This is a genomic window from Cryobacterium sp. (assembly GCF_025463825.1).
GTDB lineage: Bacteria > Actinomycetota > Actinomycetes > Actinomycetales > Microbacteriaceae > Cryobacterium.
In genome coordinates, this window is record NZ_JAODBG010000035.1 from 22036 (window position 1) to 41877 (window position 19842).

Below are 19842 nucleotides of genomic sequence, written 5' to 3' on the forward strand. Positions count from 1 at the left end.
CGTTACACAGACCGTTACCTATAAAGAGGAGTCTGGTGCCAGGCACTAAGAAGCTGGTCATTGTCGAGTCGCCGACGAAGATGAAGTCGATCGCCGCCTATTTGGGCGATGGTTACGAGGTTTTGTCGTCGGTCGGTCACATTCGAGACCTGATCGAGCCCAAGAATCTGCCGCCGGAGCTGAAGAAGGGCCCGCTGGGCAAGTTCTCGGTCGACGTCGACAACGGTTTTGAACCGTACTACGTCGTCTCCGACGCCAAGAAGAAAACCGTCAGCGACCTCAAGCGTGCTCTGAAGAACGCCGACGAACTCCTCCTCGCAACTGATGAGGACCGCGAAGGCGAGGCCATTGCCTGGCACCTGCTGCAGGTCCTCCAGCCCAAGGTTCCGGTCAAGCGGATGGTCTTCCACGAGATCACCAAGGACGCGATCATCGCGGCCACCAACAACACCCGCGACCTCGACACCGCCCTGGTGGATGCGCAGGAGACCCGCCGCATCCTCGACCGCATCTACGGCTACGAGATCTCGCCCGTGCTCTGGCGCAAGGTCGGTCCCGGCCTCTCCGCCGGCCGTGTGCAGTCCGCCGCCACCCGCCTCGTCGTCGACCGGGAACGCGAACGCCTCGCGTTCGTCTCCGCCGGCTACTGGGACCTCTTGGCCCAGCTCGCGCCGGGCGCATCGACCGACAACGGTTTCCAGGCCAAGCTCGTGCGCCTCGGCGGTGAACGCATCGCCACCGGCAGCGATTTCGACGACTCCGGCAAGCTCAAGCCCAAGGTCGTCGCCGCGACGCTGGACGAGGCATCCGCCCTCGCCCTCGCCGACGCGCTCAAGGTGCCCGGCGTGCCGATCACGGTCACCAAAGTCGCCTCCAAGCCGTACCGCCGCAGCCCCGCCGCGCCGTTCACCACCTCGACGCTGCAGCAGGAGGCGGCCCGCAAGCTGCGCTTCACCGCCCGGCAGACCATGAGCGTGGCGCAGTCGCTGTACGAAAACGGCTACATCACCTATATGCGTACCGACTCGCCGTCGCTGTCGCAGCAGGCGATCAGCGCCGCCCGCAAGCAGGCCGCGTCGCTGTACGGCGCGGAGACCGTGCCCGACAAGCCGCGTCTGTACAAGGGCAAGAGCAAGAACGCACAGGAGGCCCACGAGGCCATCCGCCCGTCCGGTGACACGTTCCGCACCCCGTCGTCGCTGGCCAGCACGCTCCGCGGCAACGACTTCAAGCTGTACGACCTGATCTGGAAGCGCACCGTCGCCAGCCAGATGGCGGACGCCACCGGCTCGACCGCATCCGTCACCATCGCCGCGGGCCCCACCGGCCAGGCCGCGCACCCCGCGGCGTCCGAGGCGCTCGCCGAGTTCGCCGCCAGCGGCACCGTCATCACCTTCCGCGGCTTCATGCTCGCCTACGAGGAGTCGAAGGACGAGGAGCGCAACGCGCCCACCGACGCCACCGAGTCGAAGCTGCCGCCGCTGGAGGAGGGCCAGAAGCTGGCTCTCGTCGAGGTGGAGGCCAAGGGACACGAGACCACGCCCGCCGCCCGGTACACCGAGGCCAGCCTGGTGAAGAAGCTCGAAGAGCTCGGCATCGGCCGGCCGTCCACGTACGCGTCGATCATCTCCACCATCACCGACCGCGGCTATGTCACCCCGCGCGGCCAGGCCCTCGTGCCCAACTGGATCGCCTTCTCGGTGGTGCGGCTGCTCGAGGAGTTCTTCTCCGACCTGGTGGAGTACGACTTCACCGCGGAGATGGAAGACGACCTCGACCGCATCGCCGGCGGCACCGCCGACCGGGTGGACTGGCTGACCAGCTTCTACTTCGGCTCGGACAAGCACCGCGGCCTCCGCCAGGTGGTCGACAACCTCGGTGAGATCGACGCGAAGTCGATCAACTCGATCCACATCGTCGACGACATCACCCTGCGCATCGGCAAGTACGGCCCCTACCTCGAGGTCGCCGACCCCGAAGCCGGCCCGGATGTCACCCCCCGCCGGGTCAACATCCCGCCGGACCTGGCACCCGACGAGCTCACCCCGGCCAAGGCCCGGGAACTCGTCGACGCCCCCGTCGTGACCGACCGGGTCATCGGTGTGAACCCGGACAACGGCAAGGAGATCGTCGCCAAGGACGGCCGGTTCGGCCCGTACGTGACCGAACTGGAGCCGCCCGCGGACACCGACGGCCCCGGCGAGACCGTGGACCCGCTCACCGGTGAGGTCACCACGCTGGCCGACACCGCCGCAGCGGCTCCGGCCGCGGTTGCCGGTGCCAAGCCCAAGCGCAAGGCCCCGGCCAAGAAGGCAGCCGCCGCGGTGAAGCCGCGCACGGCGTCGCTGTTCAAATCGATGGACATCGCCACGGTCGACCTCGACACCGCTCTGGCGCTGCTGAACCTGCCGCGCGTGGTGGGCATCGACCCCGAGACGCAGACCGAGATTCTCGCCCAGAACGGCAAGTTCGGCCCGTACCTGAAGAAGGGCGTCGACACCCGCTCGCTCACCAGCGAAGACCAGATCTTCGAGATCGACCTGGCCGGCGCCATCGACCTGTACGCGCAGCCGAAGTACGGCGCCCGCCGTGCTTCCAGCGCGCTGAAGGACTTCGACGAGCCCGACCCGGAGAGCGGCAAGGCCATCAAGATCAAGGACGGCCGGTTCGGCGCCTACGTGACGGATGGCATCACCAACGCCACGATCCCCAAGGCCGAGAGTGTCGAGGAGGTCGACTACGAGCGCGCCGTGCAGCTGCTCGCCGACAAGCGGGCCAAGGGCCCGGTCGTCAAGCGTGGCGCCGCCAAGAAGGCCCCGGCCAAGAAGGCTCCCGCCAAGAAACCGGCCGCGAAGAAGGCCCCGGCTAAGAAGGCCGGCGCCACCACGAAGACCGCTGCGAAGCGGGCTCCGGCCAAGAAGACCGGCACCTCCACGGCCACCCCGGGTGTGCGCGCCGAGCGCACGCCGGAGCAGAAGGCCGCCACCGCCGCGAAGGCAGCGGCGACGCGTGCCGCGACCGCAGCAGCGAAGGCAGCCGCGCAGTCGTGACGGATGCCGTGGCGCCCGGCCTGTTCATCACCCTGGAGGGTGGCGACGGGTCGGGCAAGAGCACCCAGGCGGAGTTGCTGGGGGAGTGGCTGCAGGAGCAGGGGCGCACCGTCGTGCGCACCCGGGAGCCCGGCGGCACCGAGGTGGGCGTCGAGATCCGTCAGATCGTGCTGCACCACCGCGGCGAGGTTTCCCCGCGTGCCGAGGCGCTGTTGTACGCCGCCGACCGCGCCCAGCACATCGCCACCAAGGTGCGCCCGGCGCTGGCCCGCGGCGAGATCGTCATCCAGGACCGCTACCTCGACTCCTCCGTCGCCTACCAGGGCGCCGGCCGGGTGCTCGGCGGACCCGAGGTGCGCGACCTCTCCCTCTGGGCGGCCGAAGGGCTGCTGCCGCACCTGACCCTGTTGCTCGACCTCGACGAGACCGCCGCCCGCGGTCGTCTCGACGCCGCGAACAAGGTCTTCGACCGGCTCGAAGCCGAGAAGGGGGAGTTCCACGCCCGCGTCCGCGCCGCCTTCCTCGACCTCGCCGCCGCCGAGCCGGCCCGCTTCCTGGTCCTGGATGCGTCCCTCCCGGTAGCCGACCTGGCCGCCCAGATCCGAGCTCGGGTCTCCGCCCTGCTCTAAGCTCCGACCCCCGCCCGCTCCGCCCGCTGCGCATCCGCGAGATGCCACTTGGGGCCCCTTCAGCGCTCCGCAATGGGCCCGAACTGGCATCTCGCCGGGACACGCTCCGCGTGCTGCCAGTTCGGGCCGAGTGATGCGCATCCAATGGGCCGCAACTGTTATCTCACCGGGCACCCTCCCGCGAGATGCGGCAATGGCCTCTTCCCATGCGCACAACGCTCGCTGAGCGGCATCTCGTGGGGTTCTGCATCCGCGAGTTGCGCCAAGTACCCCCTTCCCGCGCTCCCATCTCGTCAGGACCCCCCCGCCGCGAGATGCCGGTTCGGGCCCGTTCCTGAGCATCGAGTGGGCCTCAACTGGCAACTCGGCGGATGGCAGATGGTGGGTGCCGCATCCGCACCCGGCTGTCACCGGCGGCAGGTACCCTTGTCCAATGGCAGTGTGGGACGACCTGACGGGTCAAGCAGACGCGATCGCCATCTTCCGCGCCGCCGCTGAGCGGCCCGGAGCGGTCGCCACTCTGGAGCGCCCCGGCAGCGGCAGCGCAGAGAGCGCCCCGACCGAAGTGGCCGCCGCCGGCGCAGCCACGCCCGCCGCAAGCACCTCCACGCCCGCCGACACCACCTCCGCAAGCACCTCCACGCCCGCCGACACCACCTCCGCACTCACCTCCACGTCGATGACGCACGCCTGGCTGATCACCGGCCCGCCCGGCTCCGGCCGCTCCAACCTCGCGTTCGCGTTCGCGACCGCGCTGCTCAGCGACGGGACGCCCCAGGGCGACACGTCCACCGGCCGCCTCGTCAACGCCCGCACCCACCCCGACCTCACCGTGCTCACCACCGAGGGCGTCATCATCAAGATGGATTCCGTCAAGGAAGCCGTGGCCCGGTCCCAGTATTCGCCGTCGGTAGGCCGCTACCGGGTCGTCGTCGTCGAAGACGCCGACCGGATGGTCGAGCGCACCTCCAACGTGCTGCTCAAGGCCCTCGAAGAACCGCCGGAGCGCACCGTGTGGATCCTCTGCGCCCCGAGCGAGGCCGACCTGCTGCCCACCATCCGCTCGCGGGTGCGCACCGTGCGCCTGCGGGTGCCGAGCATCGAGGACGTCGCGGCCCTGCTCATCCGCCGCACCGGCGTCGACCCGGCCGTCGCGGAACGCGCCGCCCGCGAAGCGCAGAGCCACATCGGCATGGCGCTGCGCCTCGCCACCAACGGCGAAGCCCGCTCCCGCCGCGAGGAGACCCTGCGCGCGGCGCTGGGCCTGACCGGCATCTCCAGCGCGGTGAACGCCGCCGCCCGGTTGCTCGCCGTCGCCGGCGACGACGCCAAGGCGATCACGATCGAACGCGACGCCACCGAGCGCGAAGGGGTGCTGCGCTCGCTGGGCGTGGAGCCCGGCCAGTCGGTGCCGCCCGCGCTTCGCGGCCAGATCAAGAACCTCGAAGACGACCAGAAACGCCGCGCCACCCGGAGCCTCCGCGACGGCATCGACCGGATCCTGGTCGACCTCACCTCGTTGTACCGCGACGTGATGATGGTGCAGCTGGGCCGGGAGACCACCATCATCAACCGGGAGTTGCTGCCCGAGCTGCACAAGGCCGCGGCCGCGTGCGACCCCGCGGTGACCGTGGCGACGATGGATGCGATCGCCCTGGCCAGGCAGCGAATCGAAGCGAACGTAGCACCGGCGCTGGCGTTGGAAGCCATGCTGGTCTCGATGATCCGTCGATGACAACATCGACAGTGCGGCAGAGCCTGCCGCGAAGAAAGGGAACTTAGTGACCAAGCGCTCTCGCGTATTCACGACCATTGCGGCCGCGGTGGCAGTGACGCTCGGACTCAGCGGTTGCGTGCCGTGGTTCCTGCCCGAGGCGGCCCCGTCCACCTCCACGCCCACCGGCGAGAACGTGGAGTCCGGGCTCGACCCGTTCTACAGCCAGGTGCTGGACTGGACCGACTGCGACGACGGCATGCAGTGCAGCACCGCGACGGTGCCGCTGGACTGGGATGACCCGGCTGCCGGCGAGGCCGAACTCGCCCTGGTGCGCCAGGTCGCCACCGGGGATCGCATCGGCTCGCTCCTCGTGAACCCCGGCGGCCCCGGCGGGTCCGGCTACGACTTTGTCAAGGACTCCGTCGACTACGCCACGGATGCCGCCCTGCAGAAACGCTTCGACATCGTCGGGTTCGACCCCCGCGGCGTCGGCCGGTCCAGCCCGGTGTCCTGCTACGACCCTGCCGAGATGGACGACTACCTCTACGGGCTCACCACGGCCGACCGCGGAACCGACGCGTGGATCGCCGAGCAGGAGGCCAGTTCCGCCGGCTTCGCCGAGGCCTGCGCCGACAAGACCGGTGCCCTGCTGGGCGAGGTCGACACCGAGAGCGCCGCCCGCGACCTCGACCTGCTCCGCGCCGTGCTCGGCGACGCGCAGCTGAACTACCTGGGCTTCTCCTACGGCACCTTCCTCGGCGCCACCTACGCGGAGCTGTACCCCGACAAGGTCGGCCGGCTCGTGCTCGACGGTGCGCTCGACCCCGCGACGAGCAACTTCGAGGTCACCGCCACCCAGGCGCAGGGTTTCGAGAGCGCCCTCCGCGCCTACCTCACCGATTGCCTGGCCGGCACGGACTGTCCCTTCGACGGCACCGTCGACGACGCCATGGCCACCATCCGGGCGTTGCTCGACTCCGTCGACGCGAACCCGATCACTGCCAGTGACGGCCGGCAGCTGGGCGCGAACGCGCTGCTGACCGCGATCATTTACCCGCTCTACCAGGCCACCGCCTGGCAGTACCTCAGTGACATGTTCGACACCGTCCTGCAGGGCAGTGCGGATGGCGCCATGCAGTTCGCCGACGCCTACAACGGCCGCAACGCCACCGGCACCTACGCCGACAACTCCACCGAGGCGTTCATGGCGATCAACTGCGTCGACTACGCCTATGACGACGACCCGGCCGCCATGCGCGCCCAGGCCGCCGAGATCGAAGCGCTCGCACCCACCATCGGCACCTACATGGCCTACGGGGACATCTCCTGCGCCAACTGGCCGTACGCCTTCACCGGGGAGCGTGAGGAGATCCACGCCGCCGGCGCTGCACCCATCCTCGTCGTCGGAACGACCAACGATCCCGCCACCCCGTACGTGTGGGCTCAGAGCCTGGCGAAGCAGCTCGACAGCGGCCAGCTGGTCACCTACGAGGGCGAAGGCCACACCGCGTACAACAAGTCGAACTCCTGTGTGAACGATGCCGTCGACGACTACCTGATCGACGGCACCGTGCCCACGGCCGATCCGATGTGCTGACCCATGGCCGCGCCATCTGACGAGCTGGGCCTGCGCGAGCGCAAGCGCCTGGCCACACGCCGGGAGATCCAGCGGGCCGTGCTGACGCTGTGCGCGCAGCGGGGGATCGACAAGGTCACGGTCGAGGAGATCAGCCGGTTCGCCGAGATCTCGCCGCGCACCTTCTTCAACTACTTCGCCTCCAAGGACTCCGCCCTGGTCGGCGACGAACTGGAGCTGGCCTGCGAGAGCGACATCCAACGGTTCATCGCCGGCGGCCCGGACGGCGACGTGCTGGTCGACCTGGCCACCCTGATCGGGCTCAGCCTGCAGAACACCGACGGCGACCGGGAGATCCACGAGCTGCGCCGCGCCCTGATGAAGGACAACAGCCACCTGTTCACCATGCGGATGGCGACCCTGCGCGATTTCGAAGCGGGCCTGCAGGCCATCGTGGAGCGCCGGTTCGCGGCCGATGATCCCCGTCTCGCCGTGAACCCGCAGGTTCTCTCGCAGCGGGCGCTGCTGTTCACCCTGGTGGCCATGGCCGCCACCCGGCACGCCTGGCGGTGCTGGGCGGAGGCCGACGACTGCAGCCCCTTGTCGGCCTGGGTGGCCAAATCGTTCCGTGAGCTGTACACCGTGACCTCCCCGACCGACTAAGCTTGGATGCTGTGTCACCGAGCGACTTCCCGTCAGGGAGGACATCCGGTCTCACGCCGCCTTAGCTCAGTTGGTAGAGCGATTCACTCGTAATGAATAGGTCATCAGTTCGATTCTGATAGGCGGCCCTCTCATCTCACCCGGATCGGCGGCCCCCTCGGCCCCGGTCCTTTTCTTGTTGAACAGTGCGCGCTCCGACACGCCCGCGCGCCCGCGGTGTGGCCCGCGGCGCGTGGAAATGCTGGCGGCGGGTAATAGTGCTCGCAGCACGCGATATCTGGCGCATTAACCCACGCCGTGAGCATTTTCCCGTGCCACGAGACTTTTCACCCGCCATGAGCATCCGCGGGGTCGCGAAATATGCGGACGACGCGCGTGGTTGACTCGGGTATGGCTGACACAGGGCGCGAACGGGTTCAGACGGATGCGCGGGCGCGCGGACTGGAGATCGACATCGTCGAGCGGCCCGCGGCCGACAGTCTCGAGAGTGCCGCCCGGCTGTTGGGCCTTGAGCCCAGCGGCATCGTAAAGTCCCTCGTGGTGAAGCGGCACGACGGTGACTACATCTTCGTACTGGTGCCCGGCGACCGGCAGATCAGCTGGGCGAAGTTGCGCGCGCTGGTGGGCGTGAACAAGCTCTCGCTGCCGCACGAAGACCTCGCGCTCTCCGCGACGGGCTACTCCCGCGGCACCATCACGCCGCTGGGCAGCACGAGCGACTGGCCGGTGTACGCCGACGAGCGGATGCGCGGCACCCGGGTCGCGATGGGCGCCGGCGAGCACGGCTACTCCGCGTTCGTCGACGCGGACGCCCTGATCGCGGCGTACCGCGCGACCGTCGCCGACATCACCGACGAGCTCAAGCCCCGCCGGTAGCGCCTCGTCACTACTGTGCCCGCACGGGCAACAGTTGGTCGGTCAGACGGTGAGCGGGTTACCGGACCGACGCGGCCTGCAGGGCCGGCCGAATTGCGGCATCCGCCTCATAGGACATGGCGCGGCTGATACCCACGACCACCCGTTCGCCCACCAGATACCGGCGGCCGGGCACCCGGCAGCGCACCGAGATACCCTGCCAGTGCACCACCACATCGTTGCTGGCCCGACCATAGAGCGACGACGTCACCACGGCCTCCGACGCCGCACCGGTGCCCGGTTCCAGGGTGATGTCTTCCGGCAGCACCGCCAGGGTGCCTGGGCCCATCGCTGCACCGCCGGGTTCCAGCAGCGCGCCAGCCACCACACAGGATGCCCGTCGGCGGCGAACCCGCCCGCGCTGCGGCTGCCCGGGAACAGGGTGGCGTCAGAGAGGAACCGGGCCACCTGCGCGGTCACCGGCCGGGTGACTAGTTCCACCGGGCTGCCCACCTGGTAATGCGGCCGCCGTCGAGCACTACGATCCGGTCGGCCAGGGCGAGGGCCTCCTCCCGGTCGTGAGTGACGTGCACCACGGTGAGCCCGATCTTTCGGGTGAGCGACTGCAACTCCAGCCGCAGGCTGTCGCGCAACGGTTCGTCCAGCGCGGACAGCGCCTCGTCGAGCAGCAGCACCCGGGGGGCGGCCCACGATCGCGCGGGCCAGCGCCACCCGCTGGCGTTGCCCGCCCGAGAGGGTGGCCGGGTTGCGCTTCCCGAACCCGGTCAGGCCGACCAGCTGCATCACCTCGGCGACCCGCGCAGCGCGCTCGGCGCGGGCCACCTTCGCCAGAACCAGCGGGTAGGCGATGTTGCGTTCGACGCTCCAGTGCGGCCAGACCGCGTGCTGCTGGGACACCATGCCCAGGCCCCGCTTCTCCGGCGCGACCAGCGTGCTGCGGTCGGCGACGAGGGTGTCATCGAGTCGGATGGACCCGCTGGTGGGGGGAAGGAAGCCGGCGATGGCACGTAGCAGGGTGGTTTTGCCCGACCCGGATGGCCCCACCAGCGCGATGAACTCGCCGTCGGCAATGGCGAGGTCGTTGCCCTCCAGGCCGATCGTGCCGTTCGGGTAGACGAGGCCCACATCGGTGAGGGTGACTGACGGCATAGCGGGGTCCTTTCCCGTTAGTTCGACCGGCGGGCGGCCAGGCCGAGGCCGGCCAGCCCCACCAGGGTGATGAGAAGCGAGGGCGCCGGTGCCGCGTTGTACGCGCCGGCCTGTTGCAGGCTGAAGATGTTCACGCCCAGGGTCTGCGCGCCGGGCGCGAGCAGCAACACCGAGATTGTCAGCTCCCGCACCGCGGTGAGCACCACGAGCACGCCGCCGGCCACCGCGGCGGGCACCGCCATCCGCCAGGAGATGTCGAATAGGGCGCGCAGCCGGCTCGCGCCGGAGATGCGGGCGCCTCCTCGGCGGTCATCGGGGTGGCCGTCAGCGGCCCGGACACCGACTGCACCACGATCGCCACGAACGCCATCACGTAGGCGCACCGGATCAGCCAGGGCGTATTGAACAGGCCGATCCGCGGGGCGATGATCAACCAGCCCACCGCGATGACCAAGCCCGGAATGGCCTGCGGCAGCATCGCGACGGTCTTCAAAGCGGTGTTCGACCGGGCGGTCGTGCGCGTGACGACGGTGCCGATGGCCAGGCCGAGCACCGCGCAGATCACACCGGCCAGCACCGACAGCATCACCGAGCTGAGCGCGCCGGTGCGGGGGGCCGGTGCGCTGGTGGCCCGCACGATGTTGCCTATGGTCAGGTTTGCCCAGGTCAGCGGCCCCCCTGGCGCCGGCAGGAGCGCCTGGCTGAGCAGTGCGAGCAGCGGCAGCAGAGTGATGGCGAGCACGGCGAGCCAGGCGGCCATGGTGAGTGGTAGCCGGGCTCCGCCCAGCGGCAGCAGCTGCACCGCGGATGCCGAACCGTCCAGTTCGAAGCGCGACCGGGAGACCAGCAGGTCCACCACCATCGCCAGCGCCGCCACGATCAGCAGCACCACCCCGATGGTGGAGATCACCTCGAGCGGCGACTGAACGGTGCCCGACTGGATGTAGCGGTAGATCAGCTGCGACAGGGTGACGTAGCGTTCGGCAGGCCGATGATCGAGGGGATGCCGAAGTCGGCCAGGTTACCCACCGCGATGAGGGTGAACGCCGACAGCATCGCAGGTCTAAGCAGCGGCAGGGTGATGGCGCGGACGGCTCGGGAAGCGGAGGCGCCGGCGATGCGGGCGGCCTGTTCCAAGTCGGTGGGAATGCGGCGGAGTGCGGCGGAGACGATCATGTACGCGATCGGGTACGAGTGGATGGCCAGCAGCACGATCACGCCGTCGCCGCCGTAGATGTTCCACAGCGAGCCACCGAACCATTCGGTCCACGCCACGTTGACCGGCCCGGTGGGGCCGGCGATCCCGATCCAGGCGATCGCGCCTACGAACGGCGGCACCAGCAGCGGCGTGGGTGCGAACAGGCGCAGCGCCTTGCGGCCGCGCAGGTCCGTGCGGTCCAGCAGCAGCGCGAGCAGGGTGCCCACGACGACGGCGATCAGGCCAGAGACGCTGGCGGAGACCAAGCTGTCAGTCCGGCCTGCAGGATGTCCCCGCTGAGCAGCAGCGGCAGGTGGTTGGCCGAAAAGGCGAGCACCACGATGGCGCCGAGAGGCACGAGCACCACGGCGGCAGAGATCAGCCAGAGAGCCAGCCGGAGCAGGTCGATGCCGGCGACGGTGCGCCGCGCATCCGCTCGCGGAGTATTGAGGGGTAAGCGGGCACGGGCCCGGTCGAGGACGACCGGGCCCGTGCCCGTTGCTCTACTGGAAGAGCTCATTGAACCGCGCGACAGCAGCGGCCTTGGTGTCGTTGATCACGTCGAGGTCGGGGGTGAGGGTCTCGATCTCGTCCATGGCCGGGGCGCCCTCGGGGGCGCCGACGTCGTTCCGCACCGGCAGGTAGGACTGCTCGACGGCCCGTTCCTGGCCCGCGGCGCTGACCAGGTAGTCCACGAACGCCTCGGAGGCGGCCTGCTCGTCGGTGCTGGCGAAGATGCCGACCGGCTGGGAGACGTAGGGCACGCCCTCCGTGGGGTAGGCCACGTCGATGGGCGAGCCGGCGGCCTTGAGCTCGCGCACCAGGTAGTCCACGACCACGCCGACCGGCTGGGTGCCGGATGCGACGGCCTGGGAAACCGGTCCGTTGCTGTCGGCGATGACCGGCTTGTTCGCGGCCAGGTCGACGAGCCACTCGTCGCCGAGGTCGGCGTTGTGCAGCCAGACGGCGGCGTTGTACGCGGCCGCACCCGAGACATCCGGGTTGGGCATGGTGATCTTGCCGGCGTACCCGGGGTCGGTGAGGTCAGCCCAGGAGGTGGGCGGGTTGTCGATGGCGGTGGTGTTGTAGGCGATGGCGGTGGGGATGATGCGGGTGCCCACGGAGAAGCCGTCGGGGTCCACAACGTCCTGGTTGAGCGACTCGACGTCGGCGGGGCTGTAGGCCAGCAGCAGGTCGTCGGCCTTGTAGGTCTCGAAGGTGCCGGAGTCGGCGGCGAGGAGGATGTCGGCCTGCACGTTGCCGGTGGTGCGTTCGGCTTCGATGCGGGCGGTGAGGTCGCCGGTGCCGGCGCGGAACACCTCGACCGTGACGTCGGGCTGGGTCTCGTTGCAGTCGGCGATGATCGCGTCGATCTTCTCCTGCGGCTCGGAGGTGTACAGGGTGATGGTGGCCGCCTCGAGCGCGGCCGTCGCGGAAGCTTCCGGGCTGGTCTCGGCGGTGGCCTCTGCGGTGGAGTAGCCGGCCAGGGTGAGCCCGAGGACCACGAGAGTGGCGACGCCGGCGACCTGAGTGGAGCGTGACATGGGGTTCCTTATCGAGTTGTGATGCTGGTGAGGGTGGGAAACGGACCTAGACAAGAGGGGATGCACCGCCTGCAGGCTGACCGGGGCGCAGCTGAGCTGATCGGCGGTGAGCTGCACGAGGGAGAACATTGCGAAGTCGTGCCCGCTGACGGTGGCTGGCCCGGCGTTCATGACCTGGTGGTAGGCGAGCGAGGGGCCCACGGCCACGGGGATGCCGTGGAAGAGGGAGTTCATCGGGTGGTGGTAATGGCCGGCGAGGATCAGCCGGGCGTCGGAGCCTTGGAGGGCCCCGGCGAGCGGCTCGGGCTCGCGCAGGCCGATCTTCGACAGGGTGGGCAGCGGCGACGGCACCGGCGCGTGGTGCACGGCGAGGACAGTGCCCATGCCGAACGGTTCGGCGACGGTCTCGGCCAGCCAGTCCAGCTGCTCGGCGTCGAGCGCGCCGCTGCTGGAATTTAGCAGCACGAACCGCACCGCGCCCACGGTGACCACCCGGTGGTGGCTTGGACCGTGGCCGGTCAGGCGGCGGGCGGCGACCGGGTCGTCGTGGTTGCCGAGCACCGTGAGCACAGGGGCGGCCACCCGCTCACCGAGTTCGAGCAGTGCGGCGTCGACCCTGTCGTAGACCTCGGCGTGGCCGCGCTGCAGGAGGTCGCCGGTGACGACGACGGCTTCGGGAGTGACGCCGGCAGCGGGGCTTCGGCGGCGCGGCCGAGGGTGGCGAACCGCATCGCGGCATCCTGCAGCGGCGGCCCGGAGAAGCCGGTGCCCACCAGCACCAGCCGGCGCGCGCCGGCGAGCACCTCGACGGCCGCGTCTATGCCGGCCGCGTCGACGCTGGCCATGCCGAGGCTGATGGCGACGCCGGCGTCGGCGAAGATGCGGGCAAGCGGATGCGCATCCTCCGCCGGCTCGGCGTCGGTGGGCGCCGCCCGGGCCACCTCGAGTCGCAGGTGCTGGAAGCCGCGGAAGCCGAGGTTCTGGCAGGCGCGCACCACGGTGGCCGTGGAGGTGCCCGCCTCGGTGGCAAGCTCGGCGGTGGACCACTCGGTGACCGCGCCCGGCCTCTCGAGGATCACCTGGGCGACCCGGCGCTCGCTCGGCCCGAGCAGCGGCAGGGCGGCGCGCACGCGCAGCAAAGCACTGCCGTCGGTGGGCCGCGGCAGGAGGGGGTGGAGGCCGGCCATGGTGTGCTCCCGTGCTTGGTCTGCGCGCTGTCCCGGTGATCACAGCGACCCTGATCGTGTCGGCAGCATAGCCAACCCGGGGAAACGGCCGGGGCTCCTAAGCTGGTCCAATGCCTGTTGACCTCCCGACGCGCGCCGCACCCCGTCGGGGCCGGCTCCTGTTCCTCGCCGTACTTGGCCTGATGGGCCTCAGCGGTGCCGGCGGCGCTGTCGCGGGCGGGCACGGCGCGGGCGGCGCATCGGCCGGTGGCCCATCGGCTCCGCCGGCCCAGGCGGCGCGGCCGTTGGCCGTGTTCCTCGGCGACTCCTACACCGCTGGGGCGGGCGCGACCACGGCGTCCCTGCGCTGGTCGACGCTCGTGGCGCGGGAGGCCGGCTGGACCGAGCTGAACCAGGGCGGGGTGGGCACCGGGTACGACACCATCGCCGAATCGAACGGGTGCGGCGCCGGCTACTGCCCCGCGTACGTGCAGCGGGCGATGCAGGTGGTCAAGCGGGCACCCGATGTCGTCGTGGTGGCCGGCGGGCAGAATGACCGGCCGGCGCTCGCCACTGAACCCGATGCGGTGCGGGCGGCGGTCAACGAGACGTTCCGCCTGATTCGGCAGGGCCTGCCGGATGCGCGCATCATCGCCGTCGGGCCGTCCACCCCCACCCCGGCCACCCCGGCCGTCACGGAACTGGACTCCTGGGTGCACGCCGCCGCGGACGAGGTGGATGCCGAGTACGTCAGCCTGCTCGCTCCCACCGTGATCGCCGCGCCGATGGTCGTGCCCGACCGGGTGCACGTGAACAACACCGGTCACCTTGCTATCGCACGGCGGGTGCTCGCAGACCTGCGCGCTCACTGAACGATGCCCGGCGCCGGCGGGCCTGAGTGCGCGGATGCTCTTATGCTGGGGCCATGGACACCGGGCGCTTGCGAACGTCTTCGCCCGGCGCAGCACCCCGGCGCCGGTGGCTGTGGCTGTGGTTGCTGGCCGGCGCGGCGCTCGCCGTCGTGATCGGCGGGGCCGTCGCGGCGGTCGTGCTCGGCGGAGCCGGCCGGAATGTGCCCGAATCGTTGCTGCCGCCGGCCGAGCCGTCGCCCACGATCCCGCCCGGCGACACCGCGGCGGTGTTCCTCGGCGACTCCTACACGCAGGGCTGGGGCGCCTCCGAGCCGTCCCGCCGCTGGTCGGCGCTCGTGGCCGAAGAGGCCGGCTGGGTGGAGGTGAACCAGGGTCAGGGCGGCACCGGATTCGTCACCACGTCGGGGCTCGGCGGCTGCGGCCTGGCCTACTGCCCGACCTACCTGGAACGCGTGCCGGACGTAGTGGCCGCGCAACCCGACATCGTCGTGATCGCCGGCGGCCAGAACGACCTGGCGGCGCTCGCCGCCGACCCCGACGCGGTGCGCGCGGCCGTCACCGAGACCTACGACCTGATTCGGGAGGGCCTGCCGCAGGCCCGGATCATCGCGGTAGGCCCGTCGACGGCGCAGCCGGGGAACGAGCTGATCGTGGAGCTCGACGAATGGGTGCAGGAGACCGCGGCCAGCGTCGGCGCCGACTACGTGAGCCTGATCGACCCGGTGGTGATCGAACCGGGGATGGTGACCGTGGACGGGGTGCACGTCAACGATGAGGGCCACCGGGCGATCGCCGAACGGGTGCTGTCGGGCATCCGCGACCGCTGAGGCGCCGGATGGCGCCCAGACGGTTCGCCCAGTAGCGCGTCCGGTCGGCGCGCGGCGATCTACGCTCGCGCCGGCCGGGCCCGCCGACGGATGACGTATTCCGCCACGGCCAGGTTGATCATCCAAGCGGTCCCCATGGTCACGGCGCGGGGCAGCTGTTCGGTCTGGTCGAAGATCATCGTTTCGGGGATGAGCAGCAGGGCCTGAGTGCCGGCGGCCACCGCAATGGCGTACGCCCGCGTCATCCACTCGCCGTGGCGGATGAAGTCGCGCCGCACGATCGCGGCAATCCCGAGGATGAGGCTGGCCAGCATTGCGGAACCGAAGACCAACCGCACCACCAGCAGGAGCGTGCCGTCACCGGGCGGATGCGGGTAGAAGGCGGACATCCACAGGCCCGTCAGGGCGGTGAGCAGGCCGGCGGGCAGAAGGACGCGCCCGGCGACACGATGCCAACCGCCGCGGCGTCGCCGCAGTGCGGGCACGAATTGAAAGGCCCCGAGCAGGCTGTACAGGGTGGCGCTGATGATGTGGGTCACGACGGGGACGGGGGAGCCGAGGAACCGGGCGTTGTGGTCGGTGACGACGGCTCCGCCCGTCAGCTCCGTCAGGCGAGCTGCCCCGGCCAGCACCGGGATGAGGCTGAGGAGGATGAGCCCCGTCGGTGCGAGCCACGCCCGTCGGGACCGGCTCGGCCGGTCGCGGCGGGGCGGCGCTGGTGCCGGGATGCTTCTTGTCATGAGTGCCGTCTCCTCAGGGGGTTGACCGAGATCAAGGGCACCCCCAGGTCGCCGACCCGTCTCATCAGCCCGTGCAGCGCGGCCTGATCGGCGACCGGCCCGGTGAGGGTGGTGGTGCCATCGCTGTCGGCCGTGAGCGTGAGGCCGTCGAACCACTCGGCCCAGCTCGAATCGAGCTGACCCTGTAGGCGGATCTCATACCAGCCGGGGTCGGGGGACGGGGAGGATGACGTGCTCATCGCGCTGGCTTTCGGCGGGTCAGACGGCGTGCGTGCGGTGCTCGTGCCCGGTTCGGTCGGCCTGCTCCACCAGGCCGCGCCGGGCGGACCAGAGCGAGTAGCCGAGCCAGATCAGGGCCAGTCCCATGGGAACAGCGGCCATCCGTTCGATGGCATGTGGCAGCAGGCCGGCGACGGGGGTCAGGGCGGCCGCGACGATCAGCAGGATGCCGGCTCCGCGGGACAAGACGCGGGCGCGGAGGATGGCGATACCGAACACCAGGGCACCGAGGACGTAGAACAGCAGCCCCACCAGGGGGAGGGCGGCCAGCGGGCCCAGGTCGGTCACGGCCGGGTACCGGCCGAAGAGTCCGACGATGTCCACCGCGAGCTGCGGCGCGTCGACTGCGATCAACGGGGCGATGAACGCTTCGGCGAAATTGAACGCCGACTGCAGGACGAAAAAGAAGCCGAACATCAGGTATCCGATCAGGCCGAGCAGCCCGATCCTTGTCACCTGGTGCAGGTAGAGGCCAGTGAGCCCGATCAGGCCGAGCACGGCCATGCCGAAGCTGAGGACGTGCACAGTCGCCCACAGCGCGGTGGTGAGGGATTCGATCCGATCCGGGGGATGGATGAACTGGATGACGATGTAGATGAGCCCGGACAGGGCGGCGGCGAGGCCGGCTCCCCGGGTCAGCGTGGCAGGCGTGATGTTCATGGCCGTTCTCCTTGCTTGTGGGTTGCCCCAGGCGGGCGCCTGCGGACAATCTGAATCTACGAAGGCAGCTCTCCGCCGGCATCACCCCGCGATGTGATGCCGGGTGGTGATTGTGCGCGGATGGGCCTAGATCAGGCCCAGGGCCTCCGCACGCCGCACGGCTGCCGGCCGGCTGTTGACCTCGAGCTTCGCGAAGATGTGCTTGGTGTGCGTGCGCAACGTGTTGACGGTGACATACAGTTCGCCGGCGATCTGAGGGCCGCTCAGCTCGGTGGCCATCAGCCTGAGCACGTGGAGTTCCCGCTCGCTGAGAGCCGTCAAGGGCCGGTCGGACCGGGCCGCCGCCATGGCCCCGGCCGTGCCGTCGGCCTGCCGGAAGGCTCGATTGAGTCGGCGAACATGGTCGCCGACGACCCCGGTCTCCGCCGCCGCCCGCAATAGCACCGCCAGGGGTGCGCCCTCGTCGAGGAAGAGCCGGATGTACCCCTCGGGTTCCGCCTGCCGGAGCGCCCGGTTCAACGGCGCGAGCCCTTGAGCTGTGCGGCCGTTGGCGGCGTGCACCAGCGACTGCAGGATGAGGATTTCGGTGGCGGATCCGGTGCGCCCGGCCGCGTCCGCCGCCGTGAGCAGCCGCTCCAGCAGCCCCGTCACGTCGTCCAGGCTGCCGGGCTGCCGGGCACCCGTGTGCGTGCCGAGCAGCAATCTGGCCAGGGTGATGTGTTCGAACTCGCGCCGGTAGCTCAGGTCATCCGCCGCCGTGAGCCCCTGCTCATCGGCCCACGCCTCGGCCTCAGCGAGCCGGCCCTGTGAGATCCAGAGGCGGGCCTTCATCGCGGCGATCGGGCGCACCTCGGGGAAGAACCCCCGCAGGTACAGGCGTTCGGCGGTGGCGAGCAGGTCCAGGGCGGCTTCGGGCTGCCCCTCGGCCTCCCGGAGCCGGGCCAGGGCGAGATACGACCGGTGCCGGTTCTCGTGCGTGGATGCCCGTCCACCCAAGGCCTCGGCTGCCGCGAGGTGTGCGGCGGCGGCCGGAAGGTCGTTGCGTTGCAGGAACAGTTCACTGATGCCCACGTGCAGGTCCGCGGTGGACTGCGGGGGCGGGTCGCCCTGCTCGGCCGCCAGCTGCAGGGCGCGCTCGAAAGCGGACTGGGCTTCCCACAGGCGCCCCTGCGGAATGAGCATGTCGGCCAGCACGATGGTGGTGGCCAGGAGGTCCGCCGTATTTCCGGCCAATCGCAACCCGGTCTGGACCTCCCGGAAGGCCCGCACCCCCGCCTTCAGGTCACCGGCGGCCCAGGAGGCCAGACCGAGGAAACCCGCCGCCGCGCTGCGCCCCAGGTGGTCATCGGGGCGGGTGAGGTCCAGGGCTCGTTGAGCGTGTTGCCGCGTGCCGGCCACATCCCCTCGCGACTGCGCCACGGCCGCCCGGTACACCTCGATCGAGACGGGCAGCTTCTGAAGCTCCTCACCCGGCAGCGACAGGTGTGTGTTGGCGCCGTCGGCGGCGGTGGCCGCGAGCGCCATCTCCACGGCGTGCAGTCTCGGTTCGACGGCCGCCAGATCGCCCGCCACGATGGACGACCAGGCACGGTAGACACCGAGCACTGGTCGCCGGTCGATGACGTGTTCGGGGAGGAGCGCCAACCAGCGCAGCAGCGTGGCGTCCTGCCGGCTCCTCCTGATGGAGGGAATGATGCTCTCGATCACACGCGCCGCCCGGTCGAAGTCCGCGGCCGCCAACGCGTGGGTGACGGCCTCCTCCGGCAGGTCGTGCTCCTCATACCAGGCGCTGGCCAGGCCGTGCAGTTGCGGCACCAGGTCGGGCCGGTCCCGCAACAGGCGGGCTCGGAGAGCGTCCGCGAAGAGGTGGTGATAGCGGTACCACCGGCGACCGTCGTCCAGCGGAATGACGAACAGGTTGTCGCGGTCCAGCGATTCCAGGATCGCCGCGCCGCCCGGCTGGCCGGTGAGCTCATCGCAGAGGGAGGCGGTGAGCCTCTCCAGGACCGCTGTACGGAGCAGGAAATCACGGGTGCTCTCGTTCTGGCTCTGCAGGACCTCTTCGGCGAGGTAATCGATCACGAAGCGGTTACTCCCGGTGAACCCCTGAATGAAGCCGGCGACATCCGTTCGTTCCTGCATGGACAGGGCCGCCAGCTGAAGGCCGGCTATCCAACCCTCCGTGCGGGTTTCGAGCGCGTCGACGTCCGCGGTCGAGAGCCCCAGTCCCATCATCTCGTTGAGGAAGGCGGCGGCCTCGACGGTGCTGAAGCGCAGGTCCGCCGCACGCAGCTCGGTGAGCACTCCGCCCGCCCGCAAACGCGCCACCGGCAGCAGCGGGTCGGAGCGGCTCACGATGACCAGGTGCAACGCCGACGGAGCGTGTTCGAGCAGGAAGACCAGGGCGTCCCGAATCGACGGGTCCTCGATCAGCTGAAAGTCGTCGAGAACCAGGATGATGTCGAACTCGCCGGCGGCGATGGCGTTGATCAGGGCGGTCAACGTGGGAATCAGGGAGCCAGCCGGCTGGTTCGCCGCTTCTCGGCCGATTCCGGGATCCGCCCGGTGCAGGGCGTGGCCGAGATAGGTGAGGAACCGGGCGGGATCGTTGTCGCTCTCGTCCAGCGACAGCCAGCCCACCCGGATCCGGGAATTCCGCCGTTGGGCGTCCGCGATCCACTCGGACACCAGCGCGGTCTTGCCGAAACCGGCCGGGGCAGAGATGAGCGTCAGTCTTCGGCCGGAGGAAAGCCCCTCGTGCAGCCGTTCGACGAGGCGAGGCCGTGGCACAGCTCGCTTCCGCAGCGGCGGAACGAAGAGTTTGGTGCCCAGGACCGGCATCGCCATGGTCTCATCCTAGGGACATCGCAGGGACAGTCGCCGGACGGACGGGGCG

General features: G+C 70.1%; 20 protein-coding genes, 1 tRNA gene and 2 pseudogenes. 9 read left to right on the forward strand and 14 right to left on the reverse strand.

The window, feature by feature from the left end; all coding sequences use genetic code 11:
* Positions 1-35 precede the first annotated feature (35 nt).
* The 7 genes from topA to JWP54_RS04220 all read left to right on the forward strand — a co-directional run bounded on the left by topA (position 36) and on the right by JWP54_RS04220 (position 8511).
* Positions 36-3050: a type I DNA topoisomerase gene (topA, locus tag JWP54_RS04190; protein WP_297367703.1), complete on the forward strand. Its 3015-nt coding sequence runs from the start codon at positions 36-38 to the stop codon at positions 3048-3050.
* An 8-nt stretch (positions 3051-3058) separates the two neighbouring features.
* Positions 3059-3679 carry a dTMP kinase gene (gene tmk / locus JWP54_RS04195; protein WP_297367924.1) on the forward strand — a complete coding sequence of 207 codons (621 nt, stop codon included), beginning with the start codon at positions 3059-3061 and terminating at the stop codon, positions 3677-3679.
* A gap of 433 nt (positions 3680-4112) precedes the next feature.
* Positions 4113-5414, forward strand: coding sequence for a DNA polymerase III subunit delta' (locus JWP54_RS04200; protein ID WP_297367706.1), 1302 nt, complete (start codon positions 4113-4115; stop codon positions 5412-5414).
* Between the two features lie 46 nt (positions 5415-5460).
* Positions 5461-6993: an alpha/beta hydrolase gene (locus JWP54_RS04205; RefSeq protein WP_297367709.1), complete on the forward strand. Its 1533-nt coding sequence runs from the start codon at positions 5461-5463 to the stop codon at positions 6991-6993.
* A 3-nt stretch (positions 6994-6996) separates the two neighbouring features.
* Positions 6997-7635 carry a TetR/AcrR family transcriptional regulator gene (locus JWP54_RS04210; RefSeq protein ID WP_297367712.1) on the forward strand — a complete coding sequence of 213 codons (639 nt, stop codon included), beginning with the start codon at positions 6997-6999 and terminating at the stop codon, positions 7633-7635.
* Between the two features lie 55 nt (positions 7636-7690).
* Positions 7691-7763, forward strand: a tRNA-Thr gene (locus JWP54_RS04215).
* A gap of 262 nt (positions 7764-8025) precedes the next feature.
* Positions 8026-8511: an aminoacyl-tRNA deacylase gene (locus tag JWP54_RS04220; protein ID WP_297367715.1), complete on the forward strand. Its 486-nt coding sequence runs from the start codon at positions 8026-8028 to the stop codon at positions 8509-8511.
* Between the two features lie 58 nt (positions 8512-8569).
* Here JWP54_RS04220 and JWP54_RS04225 read toward each other — a convergent pair whose 3' ends face one another.
* From JWP54_RS04225 to JWP54_RS04270, 10 genes and pseudogenes are all read right to left on the reverse strand, one after another.
* Positions 8570-8839 (reverse strand): hypothetical protein, encoded by a 270-nt coding sequence (locus JWP54_RS04225; RefSeq protein WP_297367934.1) that lies wholly within the window; start codon positions 8837-8839, stop codon positions 8570-8572.
* A 142-nt stretch (positions 8840-8981) separates the two neighbouring features.
* Positions 8982-9185, reverse strand: a complete 204-nt coding sequence (locus JWP54_RS04230) for a hypothetical protein (protein WP_297367936.1) — start codon at positions 9183-9185, stop codon at positions 8982-8984.
* Positions 9186-9249: 64 nt separating this feature from the next.
* Positions 9250-9660 (reverse strand): annotated as a pseudogene (locus JWP54_RS04235) (ATP-binding cassette domain-containing protein); the annotation flags it as partial.
* Between the two features lie 17 nt (positions 9661-9677).
* A complete protein-coding gene (locus tag JWP54_RS04240; RefSeq protein WP_297367718.1) occupies positions 9678-9896 on the reverse strand; it encodes a hypothetical protein in 219 nt (72 codons plus the stop codon).
* Entirely contained in the window at positions 9839-10570 is a 732-nt protein-coding gene (locus JWP54_RS04245; protein ID WP_297367721.1) for a hypothetical protein, read from the reverse strand. Before JWP54_RS04245 ends, JWP54_RS04240 begins: the two co-directional genes overlap by 58 nt.
* Positions 10571-10614: 44 nt before the next feature.
* The gene (locus JWP54_RS04250) at positions 10615-11124 is read right to left on the reverse strand and encodes an iron ABC transporter permease (RefSeq protein WP_297367724.1); all 510 of its coding nucleotides are present in this window, start codon (positions 11122-11124) and stop codon (positions 10615-10617) included.
* Entirely contained in the window at positions 11097-11378 is a 282-nt protein-coding gene (locus tag JWP54_RS04255) for a hypothetical protein (protein ID WP_297367726.1), read from the reverse strand. The genes JWP54_RS04250 and JWP54_RS04255 overlap by 28 nt, the downstream gene beginning before the upstream one ends.
* Positions 11362-12636 (reverse strand): ABC transporter substrate-binding protein, encoded by a 1275-nt coding sequence (locus tag JWP54_RS04260; protein ID WP_367274181.1) that lies wholly within the window; start codon positions 12634-12636, stop codon positions 11362-11364. The genes JWP54_RS04255 and JWP54_RS04260 overlap by 17 nt, the downstream gene beginning before the upstream one ends.
* 60 nt (positions 12637-12696) lie before the next feature.
* Positions 12697-13023 (reverse strand): annotated as a pseudogene (locus tag JWP54_RS04265) (phosphoesterase); the annotation flags it as partial.
* Positions 12921-13589, reverse strand: coding sequence for a MurR/RpiR family transcriptional regulator (locus JWP54_RS04270; RefSeq protein ID WP_297367729.1), 669 nt, complete (start codon positions 13587-13589; stop codon positions 12921-12923). The pseudogene JWP54_RS04265 and the gene JWP54_RS04270, both read right to left, overlap by 103 nt.
* Before the next feature lie 110 nt (positions 13590-13699).
* On the opposite strand from JWP54_RS04270, the gene JWP54_RS04275 reads away from it, so the two are divergent.
* Positions 13700-14440, forward strand: coding sequence for an SGNH/GDSL hydrolase family protein (locus JWP54_RS04275; protein WP_297367732.1), 741 nt, complete (start codon positions 13700-13702; stop codon positions 14438-14440).
* Positions 14441-14493: 53 nt separating this feature from the next.
* Positions 14494-15267 carry an SGNH/GDSL hydrolase family protein gene (locus tag JWP54_RS04280; protein ID WP_297367735.1) on the forward strand — a complete coding sequence of 258 codons (774 nt, stop codon included), beginning with the start codon at positions 14494-14496 and terminating at the stop codon, positions 15265-15267.
* Positions 15268-15326: 59 nt separating this feature from the next.
* Here JWP54_RS04280 and JWP54_RS04285 read toward each other — a convergent pair whose 3' ends face one another.
* The 4 genes from JWP54_RS04285 to JWP54_RS04300 all read right to left on the reverse strand — a co-directional run bounded on the left by JWP54_RS04285 (position 15327) and on the right by JWP54_RS04300 (position 19793).
* Positions 15327-16007: a DUF2306 domain-containing protein gene (locus tag JWP54_RS04285; protein ID WP_297367738.1), complete on the reverse strand. Its 681-nt coding sequence runs from the start codon at positions 16005-16007 to the stop codon at positions 15327-15329.
* Complete coding sequence (locus tag JWP54_RS04290; protein ID WP_297367741.1) at positions 16004-16246, reverse strand: hypothetical protein; 243 nt, start codon at positions 16244-16246, stop codon at positions 16004-16006. The genes JWP54_RS04285 and JWP54_RS04290 overlap by 4 nt, the downstream gene beginning before the upstream one ends.
* Positions 16247-16265: 19 nt before the next feature.
* Complete coding sequence (locus JWP54_RS04295; RefSeq protein WP_297367744.1) at positions 16266-16946, reverse strand: hypothetical protein; 681 nt, start codon at positions 16944-16946, stop codon at positions 16266-16268.
* 126 nt (positions 16947-17072) lie between these two features.
* Positions 17073-19793, reverse strand: a complete 2721-nt coding sequence (locus JWP54_RS04300) for a LuxR C-terminal-related transcriptional regulator (protein ID WP_297367747.1) — start codon at positions 19791-19793, stop codon at positions 17073-17075.
* Positions 19794-19842 lie beyond the last annotated feature (49 nt).